Origin of the sequence: Acinetobacter rathckeae (assembly GCF_015627125.1) — a bacterium.
Taxonomy (GTDB): domain Bacteria; phylum Pseudomonadota; class Gammaproteobacteria; order Pseudomonadales; family Moraxellaceae; genus Acinetobacter; species Acinetobacter rathckeae.
On sequence record NZ_VTDO01000005.1, the window covers coordinates 28,189 to 48,909 of the forward strand.

The 20,721-nt window shown below is 38.8% G+C and carries 22 protein-coding genes and 1 tRNA gene; 10 read left to right on the forward strand and 13 right to left on the reverse strand.

Going from position 1 to position 20,721, the window contains the following annotated elements:
* Positions 1–10: 10 nt before the first annotated feature.
* The gene (gene pilB / locus I2F31_RS09145; protein WP_195768889.1) at positions 11–1,807 is read right to left on the reverse strand and encodes a type IV-A pilus assembly ATPase PilB; all 1,797 of its coding nucleotides are present in this window, start codon (positions 1,805–1,807) and stop codon (positions 11–13) included.
* A gap of 228 nt (positions 1,808–2,035) precedes the next feature.
* Between pilB and tpiA the strand changes: the two genes are divergently transcribed.
* The 4 genes from tpiA (at position 2,036) to I2F31_RS09165 (ending at position 3,825) form a co-directional block, all read left to right on the forward strand.
* Entirely contained in the window at positions 2,036–2,830 is a 795-nt protein-coding gene (gene tpiA / locus I2F31_RS09150) for a triose-phosphate isomerase (RefSeq protein ID WP_195768890.1), read from the forward strand.
* A gap of 14 nt (positions 2,831–2,844) precedes the next feature.
* Positions 2,845–3,180 (forward strand): preprotein translocase subunit SecG, encoded by a 336-nt coding sequence (secG, locus tag I2F31_RS09155; protein WP_195768891.1) that lies wholly within the window; start codon positions 2,845–2,847, stop codon positions 3,178–3,180.
* Between the two features lie 53 nt (positions 3,181–3,233).
* A tRNA-Leu gene (locus I2F31_RS09160) sits at positions 3,234–3,318 on the forward strand.
* A 126-nt stretch (positions 3,319–3,444) separates the two neighbouring features.
* The gene (locus I2F31_RS09165; RefSeq protein ID WP_195768892.1) at positions 3,445–3,825 is read left to right on the forward strand and encodes a CDI toxin immunity protein; all 381 of its coding nucleotides are present in this window, start codon (positions 3,445–3,447) and stop codon (positions 3,823–3,825) included.
* A 204-nt stretch (positions 3,826–4,029) separates the two neighbouring features.
* Here the strand turns inward: I2F31_RS09165 and I2F31_RS09170 are convergent, their stop codons facing one another.
* The 3 genes from I2F31_RS09170 to I2F31_RS09180 form a co-directional block, all read right to left on the reverse strand.
* A complete protein-coding gene (locus tag I2F31_RS09170) occupies positions 4,030–4,290 on the reverse strand; it encodes a hypothetical protein (protein ID WP_195773810.1) in 261 nt (86 codons plus the stop codon).
* A 104-nt stretch (positions 4,291–4,394) separates the two neighbouring features.
* Positions 4,395–4,886: a BLUF domain-containing protein gene (locus I2F31_RS09175; RefSeq protein ID WP_195768894.1), complete on the reverse strand. Its 492-nt coding sequence runs from the start codon at positions 4,884–4,886 to the stop codon at positions 4,395–4,397.
* A 389-nt stretch (positions 4,887–5,275) separates the two neighbouring features.
* Positions 5,276–6,043 carry an META domain-containing protein gene (locus I2F31_RS09180; RefSeq protein ID WP_195773811.1) on the reverse strand — a complete coding sequence of 256 codons (768 nt, stop codon included), beginning with the start codon at positions 6,041–6,043 and terminating at the stop codon, positions 5,276–5,278.
* Between the two features lie 189 nt (positions 6,044–6,232).
* Here I2F31_RS09180 and I2F31_RS09185 point away from each other — a divergent pair, with 189 nt between their 5' ends.
* A complete protein-coding gene (locus I2F31_RS09185; protein ID WP_195768896.1) occupies positions 6,233–7,852 on the forward strand; it encodes an O-antigen ligase family protein in 1,620 nt (539 codons plus the stop codon).
* A 47-nt stretch (positions 7,853–7,899) separates the two neighbouring features.
* Here I2F31_RS09185 and bfr read toward each other — a convergent pair whose 3' ends face one another.
* The 9 genes from bfr to gmk all read right to left on the reverse strand — a co-directional run bounded on the left by bfr (position 7,900) and on the right by gmk (position 16,931).
* Complete coding sequence (gene bfr, locus I2F31_RS09190; RefSeq protein WP_195768897.1) at positions 7,900–8,370, reverse strand: heteropolymeric bacterioferritin subunit Bfr; 471 nt, start codon at positions 8,368–8,370, stop codon at positions 7,900–7,902.
* Positions 8,371–8,558: 188 nt separating this feature from the next.
* On the reverse strand, positions 8,559–8,753 hold the full coding sequence (locus tag I2F31_RS09195) for a bacterioferritin-associated ferredoxin (RefSeq protein ID WP_213014854.1): 195 nt from the start codon (positions 8,751–8,753) through the stop codon (positions 8,559–8,561).
* 228 nt (positions 8,754–8,981) lie between these two features.
* Entirely contained in the window at positions 8,982–10,652 is a 1,671-nt protein-coding gene (locus I2F31_RS09200; protein WP_195773813.1) for an ABC transporter permease, read from the reverse strand.
* An 89-nt stretch (positions 10,653–10,741) separates the two neighbouring features.
* On the reverse strand, positions 10,742–11,764 hold the full coding sequence (locus I2F31_RS09205; RefSeq protein WP_195768899.1) for an extracellular solute-binding protein: 1,023 nt from the start codon (positions 11,762–11,764) through the stop codon (positions 10,742–10,744).
* Positions 11,765–11,803: 39 nt separating this feature from the next.
* Positions 11,804–12,916 carry an ABC transporter ATP-binding protein gene (locus I2F31_RS09210; protein ID WP_195768900.1) on the reverse strand — a complete coding sequence of 371 codons (1,113 nt, stop codon included), beginning with the start codon at positions 12,914–12,916 and terminating at the stop codon, positions 11,804–11,806.
* 320 nt (positions 12,917–13,236) lie between these two features.
* Positions 13,237–13,617, reverse strand: a complete 381-nt coding sequence (locus I2F31_RS09215) for a RidA family protein (RefSeq protein WP_195768901.1) — start codon at positions 13,615–13,617, stop codon at positions 13,237–13,239.
* A gap of 19 nt (positions 13,618–13,636) precedes the next feature.
* Positions 13,637–15,757: a RelA/SpoT family protein gene (locus I2F31_RS09220; RefSeq protein WP_195768902.1), complete on the reverse strand. Its 2,121-nt coding sequence runs from the start codon at positions 15,755–15,757 to the stop codon at positions 13,637–13,639.
* A gap of 199 nt (positions 15,758–15,956) precedes the next feature.
* A complete protein-coding gene (rpoZ, locus tag I2F31_RS09225; RefSeq protein WP_092748667.1) occupies positions 15,957–16,235 on the reverse strand; it encodes a DNA-directed RNA polymerase subunit omega in 279 nt (92 codons plus the stop codon).
* A 75-nt stretch (positions 16,236–16,310) separates the two neighbouring features.
* Entirely contained in the window at positions 16,311–16,931 is a 621-nt protein-coding gene (gene gmk / locus I2F31_RS09230; protein WP_195768903.1) for a guanylate kinase, read from the reverse strand.
* Positions 16,932–17,061: 130 nt separating this feature from the next.
* Between gmk and ispH the strand changes: the two genes are divergently transcribed.
* The 5 genes from ispH (at position 17,062) to I2F31_RS09255 (ending at position 20,706) form a co-directional block, all read left to right on the forward strand.
* Positions 17,062–18,012 (forward strand): 4-hydroxy-3-methylbut-2-enyl diphosphate reductase, encoded by a 951-nt coding sequence (gene ispH / locus I2F31_RS09235; RefSeq protein WP_195769026.1) that lies wholly within the window; start codon positions 17,062–17,064, stop codon positions 18,010–18,012.
* Between the two features lie 84 nt (positions 18,013–18,096).
* Entirely contained in the window at positions 18,097–18,525 is a 429-nt protein-coding gene (locus I2F31_RS09240; protein WP_228285101.1) for a pilus assembly FimT family protein, read from the forward strand.
* Entirely contained in the window at positions 18,525–19,052 is a 528-nt protein-coding gene (gene pilV / locus I2F31_RS09245) for a type IV pilus modification protein PilV (protein WP_213014855.1), read from the forward strand. Before I2F31_RS09240 ends, pilV begins: the two co-directional genes overlap by 1 nt.
* Positions 19,052–19,894 (forward strand): PilW family protein, encoded by an 843-nt coding sequence (locus I2F31_RS09250; protein ID WP_195768905.1) that lies wholly within the window; start codon positions 19,052–19,054, stop codon positions 19,892–19,894. The genes pilV and I2F31_RS09250 overlap by 1 nt, the downstream gene beginning before the upstream one ends.
* Before the next feature lie 2 nt (positions 19,895–19,896).
* Positions 19,897–20,706, forward strand: a complete 810-nt coding sequence (locus tag I2F31_RS09255; protein ID WP_195768906.1) for a pilus assembly protein PilX — start codon at positions 19,897–19,899, stop codon at positions 20,704–20,706.
* The last annotated feature ends 15 nt before the right edge of the window (positions 20,707–20,721 follow it).

A 20,721-nucleotide genomic window follows, 5' to 3' on the forward strand; every position in this document is an offset into this window, starting at 1 on the left:
GTTGTATGGGTTAGTCGCTAGTGACACGGTTAACTTCTTGCAGTGTGGTAAGACCTTGCATGACTTTGTTTAAGCCTGAGCGACGTAAGTTGTTAAAGCCCAATTCTTGTGCTTTTTTTGCAATTTGAATTGAGTTGGCATCTTCCATGATGAGTTGAGCAATTTCGGGGGTGATTTTCATCACCTCATACACGCCGACTCGACCTTTGTAACCTTCTCTACATTCAGAGCATCCTACTGCTTCGAAAATAGTGACCGATTGTTGCGTCAGGTCTTCATTGGTAAAGCCTAATTCTAGCAGGCTTTTGTTGGGAATGTTGATTGGTCTTTTACAGCGAGAACACAGTTTTCGAACCAGTCGTTGTGCGATGACCAAATTGACTGAGGTTGCAATATTAAAAGAGGGTACACCCATATTACGCAGTCGAGTAAGTGTTTCAGGGGCACTGTTGGTATGTAGTGTAGACAGTACCATATGTCCTGTTTGAGCCGCTTTAACGGCAATTTCAGCAGTTTCTATATCACGAATCTCCCCCACCATAATGATGTCTGGATCTTGACGTAAAAAAGAACGTAGTGCTGTTGCAAAGTTAAGTCCAACTTTTGCGTTTACATTGACTTGGTTAATGCCTTCTAAGTTAATCTCTACAGGGTCTTCCGCTGTTGAAATATTGGCACTTTCCGTATTTAAAATATTAAGCCCTGTATATAAGGACACTGTTTTCCCTGAACCTGTAGGCCCTGTAATCAGAACCATGCCTTGTGGCTGATGTAATGCATCTAAAAAAAGCTTTTTTTGTGCAGGCTCATAACCCAATACATCAATACCAAGCATGGCACTAGATGGGTCTAGAATACGCAGTACAATTTTTTCACCAAATAAGGTTGGCAAAGAGTTCACACGAAAATCAATGGCTTTATCTTCAGCCACTTTAAGTTTAATACGTCCATCTTGTGGCATTCTTTTTTCAGAAATGTCCATTTGTGACATGACTTTTAAACGTGAAGAGATGCGATTCGCTTCATCGATAGGTGGGCTAGCAATTTGTCGTAAAATACCATCAATACGGTAGCGTACTCGGTATGATTTTTCATAAGGTTCAAAGTGTAAGTCAGAGGCTTTTAAACGAATGGCATCAAAAAGTAGTGCATTTACATACTTTATGATGGGTAATTCGTTCGGATTGTCTTTGTTTCTAAAGGGTTCTGCATCAAATTTTAGCTCATCGCCTTTGAGTTGTTTCTCTTGTCGAATTTGTTGTTCATCTTCAGTGAGATTTTCTTCCTCAATCACTTTCTGATTCTGTGCATTTTGCTGTACGAGGTATTCAAGTTTGTTGTGTTCAACCACGACCCATGTTGGCTTAATGTAGCTGTCACTTTGTATACTAACTATACCTTCCATGGTACGAAACTTTTTTGCTTCAATATCATTTTGATACAGTATTTTTTCGAGTGTTTCAATGTGCTCAGGATTACTAGTGGCAATCACAAAGCGTTTATTGTCTTTGATTAAGGGTAAAATTTGGTGAGATGCAACGAGTTCCGTATCAAGTGCATCGTGAGGGAGCTCCTCAAACCTAAAAGAAAATAAGTCAAATAACGGTAAGTGAAAGGCTTTGGCAAACGTTTGTGCTAAAGTCTTGGGAGAGAAGCTTTTATAGTCCACTAGGTATCGAACAAAGTCGATATCCATTTTCTTCGCTTGAGCGAGGCACTCTCTCAGTGTTTCTTCTGAAAAGTGTCCATCGTTGACCAAAGTGAGCATAAAGCCACTGAGTTGAGAGGGAGTAGGAGCGTTAGTCATGAGCACTGCCCGATGTCGTTTGAGCCACTGCGGCAATCAATGAAAATAAGAAATTAAAGAAAAATATATTAAACGTCTATAGCTTAGTTGACATTTATTTTACCCATATTACAGTTAAAAATCTTTTCTACGCTAGCAAAACATAGCAACTTGTAAAAAAAAAGGTAAAATAAAAAAAAGTGTGTAAAATAACTGCATATATTAATTCACGATAATAAGGTGTTTGAGATGTCAGTACCAACGATTGTACCTTGGGTGATTGGAAATTGGAAAATGAACCCTGTGACTGCCGACGTGCAAAAGTGGGCTCAGGAGTTTAATCAATCTCTACAATTGGCTCCGATTGCACAGCAACAGTGTAATATTGCAATTGCACCTACGTATCTTTCTTTAGTGTCATTGAAAGACAGCTTTACGGGTTATAACCGTACTGTACATGTTGTTGCACAAGATGTATCACGTTTTGCAGGCACAGGTGCTTACACAGGCGATGTGAGTGCAGAATTGTTAAAAGATGCACAGGTATCTTATGTACTGGTTGGACACTCGGAACGCCGTGAGTTACTTGGCGATAATACAGAGATTTTATGTGCTAAAATTAAAAACGCTTTAGATGCAGGTTTAACCGTTGTCTACTGTGTTGGTGAAAGCTTGGCACAACGAGAAAGTGGTGAAGCTGAAGCTGTCGTGTTACAGCAAGTGAAAGACATTGCCTCTGTGGTTACGGCTACGCAATGGGAAGACCGTATTATTATTGCCTATGAGCCAATCTGGGCGATTGGTACGGGTAAAACGGCATCTGCACAAGATGCACAAGCCATGCATGCAAAGATTCGTGATGGCTTGAAACAAATTACAGATGCGAGTGATCGTGTTGCGATTTTATATGGTGGCAGTGTGAAGCCTGAAAACGCAGCGGATTTTGCCGCATGTCCAGATATTAATGGTGCACTTGTAGGTGGTGCATCTCTTAGTGCTACGTCTTTTTATAAGATTGCAGCATCTTTTGCAGGTAAAAAATAAGGTAAGGTGAGTTCATGCAAACATTTGTGCTTGTTGTACATGTTTTGTTGGCAGTTGGTATGATTGTCTTGGTTCTAGTACAACATGGTAAAGGTGCAGATGCAGGTGCTTCTTTTGGTGGTGGCGGTGCAGGTACAGTGTTCGGAGCATCTGGCTCGGGCAATTTCCTGACCCGTTTGACAGGTATTTTGACCGCACTTTTTTTTGTTACAAGTATTACATTAGCGGTATTTGCGAAAAAACAGACGGCTGATGCGTATAGTCTAGTACCAGATCATCAAGCACCGGTGACTGCCCCAGCACCAAATTCGGGTGTAAATTCGACAAATACATCAAAAACAGCCAATTAATTTGGCTTAGGTACTTTTCTTTTTTTAGTGAAAGGAATAGAATGCCTGCAAATGCGGTGGTGGTGGAATTGGTAGACACGCTACCTTGAGGTGGTAGTGCTTTCGGGCGTGGGGGTTCAAGTCCCCCCTTCCGCACCAATAGTGCAATAACTTGCAGTATTGGATACTCATTAAAGGCTTAATTCTAAAAGAATTGAGCCTTTTTTGTTGCTTATAAAAAAGATTCAACCATTTAAAAGTGCTACTTTTCGTGAAATATTATAAATGAATCTATTGTTTGAAGAGTGTCAAATCGCATTGGGTAAAGATTGTCAAATTATTGACAATAAAGAGGAAGAACTTCTAGTACTTAAGCAATTAGGTGAGTATTTAACACCATATAGTACAGTTGATTGGCAATACCTTCGCACCCAAGAATATAACGATTTAGAAGAATTTAAAAAGAATCATCTTATGTCTGTTGATGTGTATGTTGTTGCAGACAGTCAAGATGTGCCCGTCTTTAAATCTAGGTTAGATACTGTTTTAAGTCATTTTGATGATGTGACTGCACTTTCTTGTAAAGTATTTATTTTTAATCAAGACTTTATTGTTCAGGAACAATTTCCTTATCGTATTATTAAAATGGGCTATAAGGTTTTTTGAGAGGCCGTTTAGGTCAATGAGAAAACCTAGCCTATCACATGAATTACATCACTCTTGCCGATACCACATGTCTGAAAAGCTGTAGAGGTAAAGCGTAGTCAAAAATAAAGTGGTTAGCATTTAAAAAGAAGAAATCATATGCTTACTTTTGGTTTTATAAGTAATTTTAGTGATTGGATGAGCATAGAATATAAGGGGGAGTTTTTATATCCAAATGTGAAACACTTTATATTGTGCAATTAGCTGGCTTACTTCTGTGACTATGTACTCAATACAATTGAGTATAATGACTTGGCCTTGAGTCACTTTATCAAATATGGGGTAATGTGTTGGATTGATAATTTCTGAGCTGTTACGGTTAACCCATATGCCATAACAATGGCTTTTAGCAATTTCAATCATTCTCTCAAAATACAATATATGACTTTCATCTTTAGCTTTTAGGGTAATGAGTGCTCTAAGCATGTCTTTATCCTGCAATATTAAAGTGGGTGAATTTAATTCTCTTAACTAGAAAAAATTGTCTAACTGTATAGGTCAAAGATAAGTGTAGGTGAATGCCACTTTTATTATGCTATATAGTTCATGTACCCACGTTTATATCCTTTGGTATGATTACTCTCATTTGATGCTTTCTTTTGATTTAATGAGGTGTTTTCTGCGCTAATAAGACAACTTAGAAGTGCATTTGTGTCAGCCTCAGTTAATAGATGTGGTTGAAAAGAATCAAAACCACATTTTTTAAAAAATAAGTCAATGGTTTTGTTTTTTTGGACATACTTCATAGACCATTGGCTAAAATTGACTTCAAATATTTCCTTGGTTGAAATTACTCGTAGCTCTTTGTGCCGAGGATCTTGTTGTATGCGCTCAAATAATTGAGCGATAACTTCTTTTTCGCCTTCTAAACATTGAAAAAAGCAGTTGTTGGCGTAGTAGAGAACACCACAAATATGTTGTGTCTGATTAAAACGTATGGCTGACGTTAGGATTTGGCTTAGATCAGAAAGAAGGTCACCTGATTCTTCTCGCTTACTTATATAGTATAATTGGGATAACATAAGTTTCACCTGACATTATTTTTTATTAGATCTTTTGAATTTTGGAAAAATACAGATATTTCATGCATTATGATGCTTGATCTAAATATTTTTTTCAAAATATTTTTTCAATTTAATAAGTCTTTTGAGCGATTAATTTTAATCTTATGTTATTTAAATTAGATGAAGAAATAGTTTTGATAGGGTAGTACTTTAATAATAAATTAAAATGTCGTGTAAAAAATATATTTTTGAATCAGTTTTCTTATGTGGATTTTTTATAGGTTTAAATTTTTACTCCAAATTTCTCTAAACATTTGAAATATTTAAATTTGTACTGTATTAAATGATTTGGTATAGCGACTGACTAGAGTTACATCTCAGTCGCTATTCCTATTTATATAATCAGGCTAGGGCGTGAGTATGTCTTGCTGAACGGTCATATCATAAATATATGCATATTTTAGAGGGGCTTCTTTACTTTTGAAGCGTTTGACACGTATGACTTTCTTCATTTTAGGGTCATGAGTGTAGCCTTGTATGCTTTCAGGCAGTATTTTCCAATTTTGATCAATATCACTTTGTATACCTTGATCATTGTACTTAATTTCTTTGACTTGTAGGCACTCAGCATTTGGGTTCGTTAAACAAGGCTTAGCTTCAGGAGCAATCGCCAAGAAGATAATTTCCCCCTCAGATTGGTACTGTGCTTCAGGTTTTATTTCTCCTTTGAAAAGATAGGTTTTTCCATTTTTATCAGTCAATTGTAATTGTGGTGTATGTGCTTGGTCATGGCTCATTTGTATTTTTAATTGTGCTTGGCTAAATAAATCTGCCGATCGCTTTTCTTGAAGCATAAGCTCTGGGCTACACATCATCAGCGTTGAGTGTAGTGGAGATGTTGTAAGGGCTTGGTCTTTAAGTTGCCATGTTCCACCTTGTTGGTTGCAACCTGTAGCTATATTGAAGCGTTGGTTTTTATCAAAATTAACTGTGATGTTGGGTAGATTGTTCTGGGTTTGATAAGACCAGTAATAATCAGTCAGTGTTTGGCTTAAATGAATGGCTTTATTTTCAGTGAGCATGGTATTTGGCTTATTTGTATGCTGTTGTGGTAAGTTTTGGCATGCGGCGAATAAAAAAGGAAGGACTGCAAGTAGTAAGTACTTATTATTCATGAAAAATATTCCTTGGGGTATTAAATCCAGTATAAATGCCTCTGTGTTGCTGTCTGTTGTATTTATTCAATATATTGATATTTTACGTAAACTCCATAGGGATGTTGGCGATACAAATAATTTTTTTATTACAGTTGTATGCACGAAATTTATTTATAATCGCTCCTTTATTTTTGTACTTTTAATTCCATGCCACGTTTTCTTTTTCTACTTGCTGCGTTTTTACTGGGCTTGGCTTGGTTGTCACCCGACCACTATACGCCATGGCTTACGTTCTCTAGTGAAATGTTGACTTATGCAAGTGTATTTTGCCTATTGGCAGTGTATATCGAACGTCCATTACAGTGCCCTAAATTGCAATTATTGTGGTTGTTGGTGGTGAGCATACCGTTGTTACAGTGGTGTTTTGGTATAGAGCTATATTTTAGTAAAGCATTTTTGAGTGCATGCTATTTACTTGGCTTTGCTGTGACGGCAGTACTTGGCTTTAACCTTGCAAAAGACTATGGCAAAGCATGTATTTTAAAATATTTATCTATTTTAATGTGTTGTGTTGCCGTGGTGAGTTGTTGTGTTGCATTGTTGCAGTGGTTAGATTTAGAAAAAAGTATGTGGGGGATGATGCAGCTCAGAGGTAATCGTCCATATGCCAATTTTGCACAACCCAATAACTTTGCTACATTTTTGCTGATGAGCTTATTTGGGGCGTGGTATTTATTTGAAAAGCGTATTTTACCGCAGTTAATCATAGCGATGATCGCTGGCTTAATTATATTTACGATTGCTTTAACGCAGTCTAGAACGCCGTGGATTGCATGTATTGTTCTCACAGCGTACATTCTTTATAAATATAAACATGATGATTATCGTTTAACACATAAACATTTGGTTTTATGGTTGTTGGTCTACATAAACAGCTTGTTGTGGCTACCTGTATTAAATGGCTGGTTAGTACAATTGGGTTGGTCACAAGCACAGATGGTTGATGTGGTACAACGTGCCAATTCTAGCCACTCTAGATTTGGTATATGGGCTCAAATGTTATATGCCATTCGTGAGCAACCTTGGTTTGGTTACGGTTGGAATCAAACCAGTATTGCTCAGTTGGTTGGTGCAGACTTTATTGTACACAGTGAGCGAACCAATAGCGCCCATAATGTAGTGTTAGAGCTGTTGGTTTGGAATGGCATACCATTAGGTACAGCAATTATTGGTTATTTTTCATATTGGCTTTTTAAGCTCAATCAGGTGGTCCGTTGTAAAGAAAATCTGATTGCTTCGCTTATGGTTCTGTCTGTGATGATCCATGCCATGCTTGAATTTCCTCAAAACTACGCTTACTTTTTATTTCCAAGTGCATTTTTGCTAGGTTTTATTCAAGCAGATGTGGTGGGTCAAAAGGTCTTTTTGCTCAAATCATGGTTTAACACCAGTTTTTTAGTATTGTGTATTTTGCTGTATGGCTTGGTTTGGCGTGATTATATTGTGGCGGTCGATGAATTATCTTTGGCCAGAAAGCATGCTGAAAATGGGGTAGATAAAACAGCAAGCAGTCAAATTATATTGCTTACAGAATACAAAGCCCGTTGTAGTTGGTATGCACTAAACCGCTTTGGCTCGCTTTCACCTGAACAAGTACAACAGTTTCACCGTGCTGTGTTGGTCTCGCCAACAGAATATGATTTGTATAAATATGCGCAACTTTTAGCATTTAACCATCAGCAACAACAGGCTGAACATCAGTTACAGTTGATTAAAGGGTTGTATCGTGTCAATTATGCGGTTGATCAATTGGCGAAACGGCCCTAATATAAAAAAGCACATCGTATTTTGATGTGCTTTTTTTTAAAAGGCTATTATTTACTTAAATTGCTTTGAATGTAGTTTTCAATGCTTACGGTTTCAGTTAAGTCAATTTGCGTATCTGCCCAATCTAAATACTCTTCTTCAGATTCTAAAATTTCTTGGATGAAATCACGGGTTACATAATCTTGTTTGTCTTCAGCGATCTTTACACACAGTGCCAGTGCTTCAATATTTTCTTTGACCTTACGTACATCACACTGTAATACTTCTAGCGTGTGTTGCCCGATATAGAGTTTACCTAAGTGTTGTAAGTTAGGTAGACCTTCTAGAAATAAAATACGCTCAATGACTTTATCGGCATGTTTCATTTGACGAATAGATTCTTTATATTCGGCTGCACCGAGTTTTTCAATACCCCAATCATTAAACATACGAGAGTGTAGGAAATATTGGTTAATTGCAGTAAGGTGATGGTATAGCACTTGGTTAAGCTGGTTAATAACGTCACGATTGCCTTTCATTTCATATACTCCACACAATTTTGGTGCCTTATGTGATTACAAGGCAATCTATATAGGGTATATGCTAACGAAGCATGGCATACAAAGCGAGTTGTTTTTTGAACAGCAAATGGAAATCATAATCAAAAACAATTATATACAGTGTTTGATTTGATGGGATAAAGCAGGGGTAATCGTTTAGTTTGCGTTTAGGCTGCTACAGAAATACGAGCCGCAATTTCAGACAGTTCTTCACGAATAATACTTTTTGCTTCAGGTGCACAGCGACCACAGCACGTTGCAAGATCAAGTTGATCACGTACATCACGAAAGGTTTCTGCACCATTTTGTACAGCATCTTTAATATCTTGGTCTGTGATACCTCGGCACAAGCACACGTACATCAGATGAACTCACATTTATTTGAGAATGGTTACATTATTGATAATTATTATCGATTGTCAAGATCGTTTTTGTAGTTATCAAAGCGATAGCTATTTTTCAAAATGTGAGTAGTAGGGCACTCTTGTAAAATGTTCACTTATAATGTTTATGCTGTACGATATTAAAACCTCTAGTTATTTATATCGTTAGCAATGCGGAGGACGGATCCTACACGTATTGGGTCGCTTTTATTTGTGTGTGTTTTTTAATGGTTTTACAGTATATTCACGCTTTTGACTAATATAAGCCAACAAAATAACAGGAATTAAGCCAACAATAACAATAAGTAATGCTGCAATGGTACCATCTTCATATGTACCTCTAGCAGCTTCTCCATATAAAAAAGTAGCCAATGTTTCAACATTCATTGGGCGTAAAAGTAATGTTGCTGGCAGTTCTTTCATACAGTCGACAAAAATAAGCAATGCCGCAGATATAAGTGCAGGGCGTAAGAGAGGTAGGTGAATTTTGTATAAAATCGCACTTGGCTTGTGTTTTAGATTGCGTGCAGCATCATCTAAACGTGGACTAATTCGATGGTATCCTGCTTCTGTTGTACCCACGGCGATGGCTAAGAAACGGGTACTATATGCATAAATGACAGTAAATGTTGTGCCTAAAAAAAGTAGCCCTGTTGAAATTCCCATTTTAAATTCTAGAAAATCACCAACAGTCCGATCAATAAAACCGAGTGCTAACATGACACCAATGGCAAGTACGGTACCTGGTATTGCATAACCTAAACTAGCCAAGCGTCCAAGAGCGAATATACCTGTAAAACGCATGGTGCTGGTTAAAATAAGACCGATCACGATAGTGGCAAGCGTTGCAATCAAAGACAAGGTGAGTGTATTGAGTGAGACATGTAAGAGTTGATCAGAAAATCCATTAAATCGAACACGTTTAAAAGCTTCAATGATTAAATAGCTTGTAGGAATGATAAAGCCAAATAAAACAGGAATACAGCCACCTGCGAAGAATAGAACATTTTTGTACCCAGTGACATGTATTCGACTGATTGTACGACTGCGTTGAGAGGACATATTGTAGCGTTGTTTGCGTCGTCCTAAACGCTCCATAGTGACTAGACCTGTTATGATCAGCAGCATAAACATCGCAATTTGAGCCGCACCTGCCAAATTAGACTGGTTTACCCATGTAGAATAAATAGATAGGGTAAGGGTTTTTACCCCTAAGAACTCAGTTGCCCCAACATCATTGATGGTTTCCATGAGGGCAAGGCTAGCACCCACAGCAATCGCAGGTCGTGCTAAAGGAATTGCGACACGATAAAATAATTTGATGGGGCCCAATCCGAGTGTTCTTGCAACTTCAATCAAACTTGCCGACTGCATGGTAAACAGTGCACGTGTGCTTAAATAAACGTAAGGATACAGCACAAAACTGAGTAAAAATATACAGCCCCATAAGCTACGAATATTTGGAATAAAAGTATTAACAGAGGTGATACCTAGGCGTTCTCTGAGTATGGTTTGTACAGGCCCGATTGGGTGTAGCAGGTCGATATAGCTATAGGCAATAATATAAGTGGGTACAGCTAAAGGTAGAAGTAAAGCCCAATCAAGGATTGAACGCCCTTTAAACTCATAGGCTGTGACCAGCCACGCACTACTTGTACCGATGAAAATGCTAATAACGCCAACACCGAACAGTAAAATGAAGGTATTGAGTAGGGTTGGGGGAATAGTGTATTGAATGAGATGCAACCAAATTTCAGGATCACCCTGTAATGCAGTCCACAGCAGTGCAACTATAGGCAAAGCAACAAGAAAGACCAGTAAGCAACTGAGCCAAAAGCCAAATTTAAAGCGTGAATGAGAAGTGTGAGAACTTTGCATAGGATAAAAATGAAATCGGCTGTAATGAATATTGGATTGGCAGTGATTCGTTATCACAAAAGCATATAACGAATCACTTTAGCGATGAGTTAATGATCAAATTGAACTTTATCTACAAGCTGGTTAGCTACTTTACGATATTTGGCAATATCGCTTAGGCGAATGTTATCTACATTCAATGGACCAAAACTTGCAATGATCGGGTCTATTTTGGCAGATTTATTCACTGGGTATTCATATCCACTTTGTGCATAGATGGCTTGACCACGGTCTGATGCAAGAAACTCAAGTAGTTGAACAGCTTCTTTACGGTTTGGTGCATGTTTGGCTAGTACAGCACCCGTGACATTAACGTGAGTACCACCATTTTTAAAGGTTGGTAGGACGACATGAATGGCATTTGCCCAACTTTTTTGTCGATCATCGCCATTACTCATGGTACCAACATAGTAGGTATTGGCAATTCCAAGATCACAGATGTTACCTAAAATATCACGAGCAACGTCACGGTCACCGCCACTTGCAGAGCGGGCGAGATTAGCTTTGATGCCACGTAGCCATTGTTCTGCTTTTACTTCGCCATGATGTGCAATATAGGCTGCAATGAGAGCAGTGTTGTAAGGGTGTGCACCTGAGCGAATACACATTTTACCTTTGTATTTTGGGTCAGCAAGGTCTTCATAATGAATCGCTGTAAATTGAGTACGATCTTTCGATGCATATACGGCTCTAGCACGCATTGAAAGGGCATACCAATGCCCGTTGGCAGCACGTAAATTGGCAGGAATAGAGGCATCTAATACTTTAGAGCTGACCTTTTGGCTTAAATCATTTTCGACTAAATCTATTAAATTACCAAAATCAACGGTCATTAAAATATCTGCAGGAGAGCGTCGTCCTTCAGTTTTTACCCGTTCTACAAGTCCTTCTTTGACAAAAATTGTATTTACTTTAATCCCTGTAGATTGACTAAAGTCATTGAGTAAAGGCTGAATCAGTCCTGGTTCTCGTGTGGTATAGAGGTTAACTTCTGCTGCCTGTAGCACGCTACTCAGTGTCAAGCCCAGAAAGGCCAAACCACCTAATGTATAACGTTTAAGTATATTTTTCATTTTTCGTCTCATATTGAAGTCGGTGAAAATGGAGCAAAACTAATGTATTGAATCTTCAGAAAAAACAAAGCCCTGCTGTGGCTGAATGTGGATGAAGAGTTGTTGTCCCTCATGCGTTGGACAGTGGAAAATACCTTGTGCATGAATATTGTGAGTGGAGTTGTTGATTTGGAGGTGTACTGACTGTTGGTGCCCTAAATAGTGGCTTGAAATGACGGTGGCAGCGATGCTTTGAATATGCTGTGGTGTTTCGCTGAGCGCTACGTGGTAAGGACGAAAACAATATCTATATTCTTCTTGTGGTGCTTTTTCTGTAAGGCTCAGCTTATTTTGATGATTAAATTCGAATTGTCCGCAGGTGCTATGCAAGGTATTGTTTTTTAAAGTACAAGGGATTTTATTGATGGTCGAAAAATATTCAGCAGCAAATAAACAATTGGGTGTGTCATACAGTTGCTTTGGTGTTCCAATTTGAATGATTTTTCCTTCATGCATCAAAATAATTCGATCAGAAATTTGCAGTGCCTCTTCAGGGTCATGTGTCACAATAATGGTTGTTGTACCACTTTTTCTTAAAATATTAACTGTATCTTGGCGAATGCGATCTCGTAGTTGGCGATCTAAGTTTGAAAAGGGTTCATCCATAAGCAAAATGTCAGGCTTTGTTACTAAAGCACGCGCTAAAGCCACACGTTGTTGTTCGCCTCCAGACAAAGTGTGGGGATATTTTTCTGCGTGTTGAGACAAAGCAACATGTTGTAAAACAGTTTTGGTGGTATGTTGTTGTTCTGATTTATTTAAATGAGTTAAGCCAAATTTGACATTATCAAATACGTTGAGATGTGGAAAAAGTGCATAGTCTTGAAAGACTAAACCAATATTACGTGCCTCTGTAGCAATATTGTGTTGGCTACTCCATAAAATTCGATTTTCAAAGCGGATACAGCCATGATTTGGTGTTTCTAAGCCTGCCAGTAGGCGTAACATGGTGGTTTTTCCACAGCCTGAATGCCCAAGTAGGCAGATAATTTCACCATGTTCTGCTTCCCATGAGGCATTAAGGATAGCATTGTGTTGACCAAATGTTTTGCTGAGATTTTCAATACGCAAAGAAGACATAGCAGAAATGACGTAATAAGAAGTGATAATCATTTCAATACTAGCATTTTAATTTTTATACTTCATTAAGTTATTTTATAGATTAAAGAATTGTATAAAGAGCGGGTGTTGTAGAAGACTACATGTGTTTTTTATTGAAAAATGAATGCGTGTAGCAGTGGAGTTAAGGATGAAAGCCACCTTGCTCTAAGTGTGTAGAGCGATGGTCGCTTTCATTGTAAAGTCATTATCAACTTGGTTGAGAAACACTGTATGCGAGGTAGTGTTTTTCAGGAAGAGAGTGTCTCGTAGGAGGAATCTTCTCTTCAGAAGTTCATAATCTCTCAGATTAGAGGCAATCACTGGGCTTAGCTTTACCCAATAATAACAATACCATCCATCTCAACTAATGCACCTTTGGGCAGGCTTGCAACACCAAGCGCAGCACGGGCTGGATATGGTTGAACAAAGTATTCTCCCATAATTTGGTTAACCAGTTGGAAGTGAGATAAATCAGTAAGAAAAATATTGAGTTTTGCAATATCTGCAAGGCTTCCATTGGCTGCCTCACACACTGCTTTTACATTTTCAAAGACTTGACGAATTTGTGCTTCAATACCCTCTACAAGTTCCATCGTTTTTGGGTTTAGGCCAATTTGTCCCGAAAGGTATAGTGTTTTTTCAACAAGAATTGCTTGAGAGTATGTACCAATGGCAGCAGGTGCATTGTCGCTATGAATCACTTTACGGCTCATACAGAGATCCTTTTATATTTTATGAGTGAGAGGGTACAGATGTTTTCTGGCTGTCTGCATTTGCAGAGAAGGGAATGTCTTGTCTGAGTATGCGTGGAAAACCAAAGTGTATGCGTAAATCTCGAATCACGTGAGCGATTTCTTTTCGGTTGTGTACCACAATATTGACGTAAGTTTTTTTGCCTTGGGTATGTACAAACTCTACGCCAATTTGTGACTTACGGCATTGGTAAATTAATTCGGAAATTTGTTCATCATCCATTTTTAGATGAATACATAAAAATGCAGAGAAGTTAATGTCATCACTTTTATCGGTATTCCAATACAGTGACATCATACTTTCTGGATGTAGATGTTGTTCATGCAATAAATTGTTGCAACGTGTGCGATGAACAATCAAGCCTCTACGTGATAAATGCCCTTGAATTGGGTCACCAAGGACAGGGTTACAACAACGTGCATATTTTACATCTACACCTTCTGTGCCTTGAATAAGACGAGGGGAGTCACTATGGCTTTTGACTTCATCGGCAAATAAGTGATTAGCCACAAGTTGAGGGAGAAGGTCTCCTACAGCGATTTGCTCATACAGGCGTTCGGTAGAGTCAATGTGACGCCACTGTAAGACACTTTGCCACTGATCTTGAGTAATGTCTTTGGTCGATTTATTAAATAGTCTAAAAGCACGTGTCAACGCTTGTTGGCCTAATACACGCTGTTCTTCTGGACTTTGTTCTCGTAATATATTTTGAATGGCACGACGTGCTTTTTGTGTGTTTACAAAGCTTAGCCAGTCTGGGTTGGGGGTCGCTAATACATCTGTAATAATTTCAATCACTTGACCGCTATGTAGTGGTGTAGATAGCGGTTTTACTTCTCCATCTACTTTTGCCCCAATGGCATGATTGCCTAAAAATAGGCTCGCAGAATAGGCAAAGTCAACGACGGTTGCTCCTTGAGGAAGCTCATGTAATTGACCATGTGGAGTATAGACCCAGATTTTTTCTTGGTGTAAGTAGTCAAGCAAATAGTTAAATGTGGTTTTAGCGCAGTCGGTATCTATGAGTGCTGTTAAGTTTTGCATAGAAGCTTGAATGGCTGAGCGACACGCTTGTGGTGCATTTTCACCTAAAATCACACCTAAACGGGCAGCCTTTTGCATTAACTCGGTTTGTATGGTGAGCGATAGCGTGGTTTTTTCACCTTTAAGTTTCATGACTAAAGACTGATTGCCACCAGGGAGTGGTTTTCGAATATTATCTTCAAAATGAACGACTTTAAAGTTATCTGTTAAGATGTCAGTCAGACGGTCGCAATCTGCAATTGAGCCTAAAGTGATTTCAAAAGTATGACTGCGAGTAAGTTGGTCTAAATTAATTTCATTTTTGAAAAAGTGACGTAGCAGTTCAATATTATTATTCTTTTTATTAATTTGGCCTTGAATTTGATGCTGTTCAAGTAGTTGGTGTAGATTTTTTTCCCATATTTTTTGGTATTCACAGCGCTGAGGACGTGTTTTCTCTAATGCTTGTTGCACTTGATCAAAAGTATCTAAGTCGAGGTTTTGGTAACACAAGTGTTCTAAGTGATCGGCAATTTCATTCATGCCAACAATACGAGCAATCGGTACAAAAACATCAAAGGTTTCTTGTGCAATACGGGCACGTTTATCTGGTCGTAATGCTTCAAGTGTGGTCATGTTGTGATAGCGGTCAGCCAACTTTACAATAATGACACGTGGGTCTTGGAGTGTAGCTTGAATAATTTTACGAAAAGAGGCCGCTTTATTAAACTCTTTGTCACTGGAGTGGGTCAGTTTCGTTACGCCATCGACTAGTTCGGCAACAGTTCTACCAAAACGTTCGATAATATCTTCTTTGGTAAAGTGAGTATCTTCAATGACATCATGCAGTAAAGAGGCCATGAGCGTTTCACGGTCTAAACGCATGCCTGCCAAAATACAACATACCGCAATTGGGTGTAAAATGTAGGGTTCACCACTTTTACGTGTTACGCCGTCATGTGCAAGGTCGGCAAAGTCGCATGCAGCCAATATCTGTGCTATGTCGTATTCATTTAAATAGACATCGATAATTTCTTTGAGCTGCCGTCTGGCTTGGCTGACTTCTTCGCCTGGCATAAAACGTCCTTTTGTGAGTGTAGATAAAAACAGGATGTGAGTCTTCTAATCAAAAGCATTCTGTCGCATTTGTCAAATTTTCTGTGTTAAAAGTCAGTGTATTTTCCAATCAATATCATCTTTTTAGCCATATTGGTTGGAAATTAGTCAATAAAAAAAGCCTAGCATGACGGACTAGGCTTTGTTTTTAGATGTAGACTTAAAATGAAAAGTTGTCTAAACCTAAGTTGTTTGCAGATAAAGCAAGGTCTAAGTTAGAGCGTTGGTAGTCTTGATCACGTTGCTTTAAAATGTCTTTGGTTACATGGCCAAGTGCAATTTCACGTAGTGAAACGACGGTTGGTTTGTCATTGTCCCATTCAACAGTTGGTTCAAGACCTTGACGTGACAGTTGGCGCGCACGTTTACTAGCTACAAGTACTAACTCAAAGCGGTTATCTACATGTTCTAAACAATCTTCAACGGTTACGCGTGCCATAATATATCTCTAGTGTGAGTTAAAATTAACCAAGTCGATCATTATAAATCGCTTTTCGGCCAGACTCAAGCGACCTTATTGTTCTGCACGTAATAATTTTTCAATCAGTGCCTGATGGCGTATGGCTTGTTGTTGCATACTTAGTCGATTTGCACTCACAATAGACTCAAGGTCATGTAAGGCTTTGTTAAAGTCATCATTAATAATCACGTAATCGAAATGTGTATATTGTTGCATGTCTTCAACGGCACAGCTTAAACGGTGCTCAATGATTTCTACGCTGTCTGTGCCTCGGTTTGAAAGGCGTTGGCGTAAGTCAAATTGGCTTGGCGGTAAAATAAAGATTTGTTTGGCTTGTGGGAAAATATGGCGTACTTGTTCTGCACCTTGCCAATCAATTTCGAGCAAGACATCATGGCCTTGTTCAAGTTGCTGGCGTACAGTGGCTTGAGATGTACCATAATAGTTACCGAATACTTCGGCATATTCAATAAAGCCATCTTGTTTGACTTGGTTTAGAAAGTCATCTTTTGAGGTAAAGTGGTAGTGAACACCGTTGAGTTCGCCAGGGCGTTGGCCACGGGTGGTGTGCGATACAGATACGTGTAAGTTGGTCACACGCTCAAGTAGGGCTTTTACCAAAGAGGTTTTGCCTGTTCCTGATGCAGCAGAAACAACAAACAAGAGGCCTGACATGATATTTTCCTGATATGATAAAATATCTTCTCTATTTTAAAGTAGACTGTCGCTAAACTGAATAGTTTATTTGATTTGAATGGCGTATAAACGCAAAAAATCAGTTATTTCGAGTGTGATTGAGGATTTTATGGAAATTGTATTGGCGAATCCACGAGGTTTTTGTGCAGGGGTTGATCGTGCCATTGCCATCGTGAACAGAGCACTTGAATGTTTTGATCCCCCAATTTATGTGCGACATGAAGTGGTACATAATAAATTTGTCGTTGATGATTTACGTCAACGTGGTGCAATTTTTGTAGAAGAGCTTGATCAAGTTCCCGATGACAACATTGTGATTTTTAGTGCTCATGGTGTGTCAAAGGCGGTGCAAGAAGAAGCTAAACGCCGTGGCTTAAAAGTATTTGATGCAACATGCCCGTTGGTCACGAAAGTACATATAGAAGTGACCAAATATGCAAGAGAGGGACGAGAGGCAATTTTAATTGGACATCATGGTCACCCGGAAGTTGAAGGCACCATGGGGCAATATGACTTGCAATATGGTGGTCGAATTTATTTAGTTGAAGATGAGCAAGATGTTGCTGCACTTGAGGTCATTAATCCTGAGTATTTGGCTTTTGTTACACAAACGACGCTTTCTATTGATGATACAGCCAAAGTGATTGATGCATTACGTGAGAAATTTCCTCAAATTAAAGGGCCACGTAAAGATGATATTTGCTATGCCACGCAGAATCGTCAGGATGCCGTCAGAGATCTAGCCGAGCAGTGTGATGTGGTGTTGGTGGTGGGTTCTCCAAACTCCTCAAACTCCAATCGTTTAAGAGAGCTTGCTGAGCGTATGGGTAAAACGGCTTTTTTGGTTGACAATGCACAAGAGCTACAAGCAGATTGGTTTAAGCCCAATAGTAAAATTGGTGTGACAGCAGGGGCTTCAGCACCAGAAATTTTAATTAAACAGGTGATTCAGCGTTTAAAAGATTGGGGAGCACAAGCACCGCAAGAATTAGATGGGCGTGAAGAGAACATTACTTTTAGTTTACCGAAAGAATTAAGAATACAAGTAGTACAATCTTAACGAAAACAGCATACAATGAAAGCGGGCTTTAGTGTCCGCTTTTTTTTATCATGCTGTTGGAGCTGACTTTATTTGGGGGTATTGTTGAAATTCATACGAGGTTTTACACTGATTGAACTAATGATTACCATTGCAATTATGGCTATTATTGCCACTATGGCAGTACCTTCTTTCTCGAATATGCTAGAACGACAGCGTTTGAATAGGGACATGCAAAGTTTAATTGCACAGTTGTCAAAGGCTCGTAGCCAAGCCGTTGCTTTAAGGCGTGATGTCACGGTAACTTTAAATAGTCAAACAACAGATACTGCAGATACTTTGAATTGGAGCCCGTCTGGGTACAATGTATTGAAAGCACCCAATTTGGCCAGCGTTACATTCAATTTGGTTGGGGTGACTAATTTAGCTTCTGATACTAATTTTTCAATATGTAATAGCAAAATTTCACAGAGCAGTAATTTTACTTTAACGCGTTTTGGCACGGTCATATTGACAGCAAATGGGGTGTGTTGATGAAGTTTTCTATGGTGCAAAAGGGGGTGGGGATGATTGAAGTCTTAGTGGCTTTACTCATTCTATCGATTGCTATTTTAGGCTTTGTTGGCTTGCAGTTAAGGGCCTCTGAAGCTGGAGCAGAAGCATCAAATCGTATTTTAGCCATAAATGTTGCTCGAGATCTAGCTGAAAAAATAAGAATAAATAGTGCACAAATTTTGACATATACATCAGAAATGGCAACCACCACAAGTCAAAAAGAAAGTGGTTCAAATTGTTTTAATAACTACTGTACTCCTGCTCAAAAAGCGGACTTTGATGTGAAACAATCTTATTTCAATGCACTGGCTTTAGGGATGTCAATGAGTATGCAAGTTTGTCCAAGTGGTTCAAATGGTAAACAGTGTATTTATGTTGCATGGGGAAAAACTTTACCAAGTAATAGCACAGCAAATTCTGAAAACTTAAACTCTTGTACCGTCAGTAGTGCCAATGGTTTTACATACCGCGATAACGCCAAATGTATCGTCATGGAGGTCTTTTAATGTACATGCAAAAAGGCTTTACAATGGTTGAACTCATGGTAGCTCTACTGCTTGGCACAATGATTTCATCGATTGCCTTAATGTTATTTCTTTCAGGTCAGCGTAGTCAGGCGTTACAACAAGCCACTGCTGAAATTCAAGATGGGTCAAACTTTTCACTAGAATATATGGTAAGAAATATAAGAAAATCAAATTTTAGTGGGAGTGGAACGACTGTAAATAATGACTCAGCCAATGGTGGAATTGTGTTGAGTGGTAAAAACCTAGTGGGAGTCAGCTCAGATTTAGTAACATTAAATGAAGCAACTAAAAGTGCATCTAATCATATTGATGTTGTAAATAGTGATCAATTAACAATACAGTATTTTGTATCGCAAGACCAAGTTAACCAACGTTTTTTTGACTGTACTGGACAGCAAGTGACAGAGAGTAGATATGTTGTTGAGCGCTATTTTGTCAGACAAAATGGTGGGCTGGTTTGTGCGTCAAACCGAGGGGGTAATGTGAATAGTTTAGCATCTAATGCTCAGCTAATCATGCCAGGCGTGGATTATTTACGCGTTCTTTTATCTGTTCAACGAAGCAGTGACAGTGCTTTAAATGACGTTGCGATTAACCAATACAATGGTGTAGATAATATTGTGGGCGTTAAACTTGGAATTTTGCTGAGATCAAACCAAACGGTAGGAACAAATATTGCATTAAATCAAGGTCAAAGTGTACGTGTATTGGATCGGACAGTTCAATTGAGTGATCTTACAACAGATAAACAAACAAACAACCTGCGTGTTGTATTAGAGCAAACAGTGGCTTTGCGTAATGCAATTGGTGGAGGTCTTTGACTATGAAGAACAGTCTATCTACCCAAAAGGGGGCGACCCTAGTTATTGTATTGTGTGTACTTGTTTTAACGGCCATGATAGGAGCAATGATTGTTAGACAAAGCATGACCTCATTAAACATTGCAACCAATGCTCAGGCGAGACAATTGCTGTTTCAAAGCTCTGATGCGGCTTTAATGAAAGTACAAAATGCATCTCAGGCACTTATTCTTACCATTAGTGGTAATTTAGGGCGTTCTATGAACAGTATGTCTAAGTCGCCAGAAATTGTATTTTGTTATCAAAAAAATAGTGCAGATTTTTTTAATGTGACGCAATACAGCATGATAGAGTGGCAAGATGGTGCATCTGCGCCAAATGGAACGCTGTCTGGTACATTGGGGTACTGTCAAGTGAGTAAAGGGAATCGTACTTTTTTTACCAGTGGCCGTAATGCAATTTTAACGCAAGTGTCTATCCAAAATATTGGTACATCTACCACATCTAGTGAATCTGGTGCTTTTACAGGGTATACCGTGGGTACCGATGCCCAGTCACTCAATGCAACTGCTGGTAGTGCAAGCAATACACAGAATAATCAGGTGATTCGTGTCTATGCGGTGTCTTTAATGCCGAGTATGTCTACAGCATCTGCTACAGATATTAATGCGTGTCTTAATTCTCATATGAACAACCCAGTCGCTCCCGTGACATCAACACCAACAGCAACTGGTTTGAAAAGCATTTCAGCCTGCTTACAAGAATTGGGTGTTCCGTTTTCAACGCAATATAGTGATTACAATTTAATCCAAACTGATTATCAACGAGTGTAGAGAGTCGTGTAATGA

Coding starts and splice junctions, on each gene's coding strand:
- I2F31_RS09165 (WP_195768892.1), top strand. CDS start 3,445: ATGAATCTATTGTTTGAAGAGTGTCAAATCGCATTGGGTAAAGATTGT.
- I2F31_RS09180 (WP_195773811.1), bottom strand. CDS start 6,043: ATGAATAATAAGTACTTACTACTTGCAGTCCTTCCTTTTTTATTCGCC.
- I2F31_RS09170 (WP_195773810.1), bottom strand. CDS start 4,290: ATGCTTAGAGCACTCATTACCCTAAAAGCTAAAGATGAAAGTCATATA.
- pilB (WP_195768889.1), bottom strand. CDS start 1,807: ATGACTAACGCTCCTACTCCCTCTCAACTCAGTGGCTTTATGCTCACT.
- bfr (WP_195768897.1), bottom strand. CDS start 8,370: ATGAAAGGCAATCGTGACGTTATTAACCAGCTTAACCAAGTGCTATAC.
- I2F31_RS09185 (WP_195768896.1), top strand. CDS start 6,233: ATGCCACGTTTTCTTTTTCTACTTGCTGCGTTTTTACTGGGCTTGGCT.
- I2F31_RS09210 (WP_195768900.1), bottom strand. CDS start 12,916: ATGATTATCACTTCTTATTACGTCATTTCTGCTATGTCTTCTTTGCGT.
- rpoZ (WP_092748667.1), bottom strand. CDS start 16,235: ATGGCACGCGTAACCGTTGAAGATTGTTTAGAACATGTAGATAACCGC.
- gmk (WP_195768903.1), bottom strand. CDS start 16,931: ATGTCAGGCCTCTTGTTTGTTGTTTCTGCTGCATCAGGAACAGGCAAA.
- tpiA (WP_195768890.1), top strand. CDS start 2,036: ATGTCAGTACCAACGATTGTACCTTGGGTGATTGGAAATTGGAAAATG.
- I2F31_RS09195 (WP_213014854.1), bottom strand. CDS start 8,753: ATGTACGTGTGCTTGTGCCGAGGTATCACAGACCAAGATATTAAAGAT.
- pilV (WP_213014855.1), top strand. CDS start 18,525: ATGAAGTTTTCTATGGTGCAAAAGGGGGTGGGGATGATTGAAGTCTTA.
- secG (WP_195768891.1), top strand. CDS start 2,845: ATGCAAACATTTGTGCTTGTTGTACATGTTTTGTTGGCAGTTGGTATG.
- I2F31_RS09250 (WP_195768905.1), top strand. CDS start 19,052: ATGTACATGCAAAAAGGCTTTACAATGGTTGAACTCATGGTAGCTCTA.
- ispH (WP_195769026.1), top strand. CDS start 17,062: ATGGAAATTGTATTGGCGAATCCACGAGGTTTTTGTGCAGGGGTTGAT.
- I2F31_RS09200 (WP_195773813.1), bottom strand. CDS start 10,652: ATGCAAAGTTCTCACACTTCTCATTCACGCTTTAAATTTGGCTTTTGG.
- I2F31_RS09255 (WP_195768906.1), top strand. CDS start 19,897: ATGAAGAACAGTCTATCTACCCAAAAGGGGGCGACCCTAGTTATTGTA.
- I2F31_RS09175 (WP_195768894.1), bottom strand. CDS start 4,886: ATGTTATCCCAATTATACTATATAAGTAAGCGAGAAGAATCAGGTGAC.
- I2F31_RS09205 (WP_195768899.1), bottom strand. CDS start 11,764: ATGAAAAATATACTTAAACGTTATACATTAGGTGGTTTGGCCTTTCTG.
- I2F31_RS09215 (WP_195768901.1), bottom strand. CDS start 13,617: ATGAGCCGTAAAGTGATTCATAGCGACAATGCACCTGCTGCCATTGGT.
- I2F31_RS09220 (WP_195768902.1), bottom strand. CDS start 15,757: ATGCCAGGCGAAGAAGTCAGCCAAGCCAGACGGCAGCTCAAAGAAATT.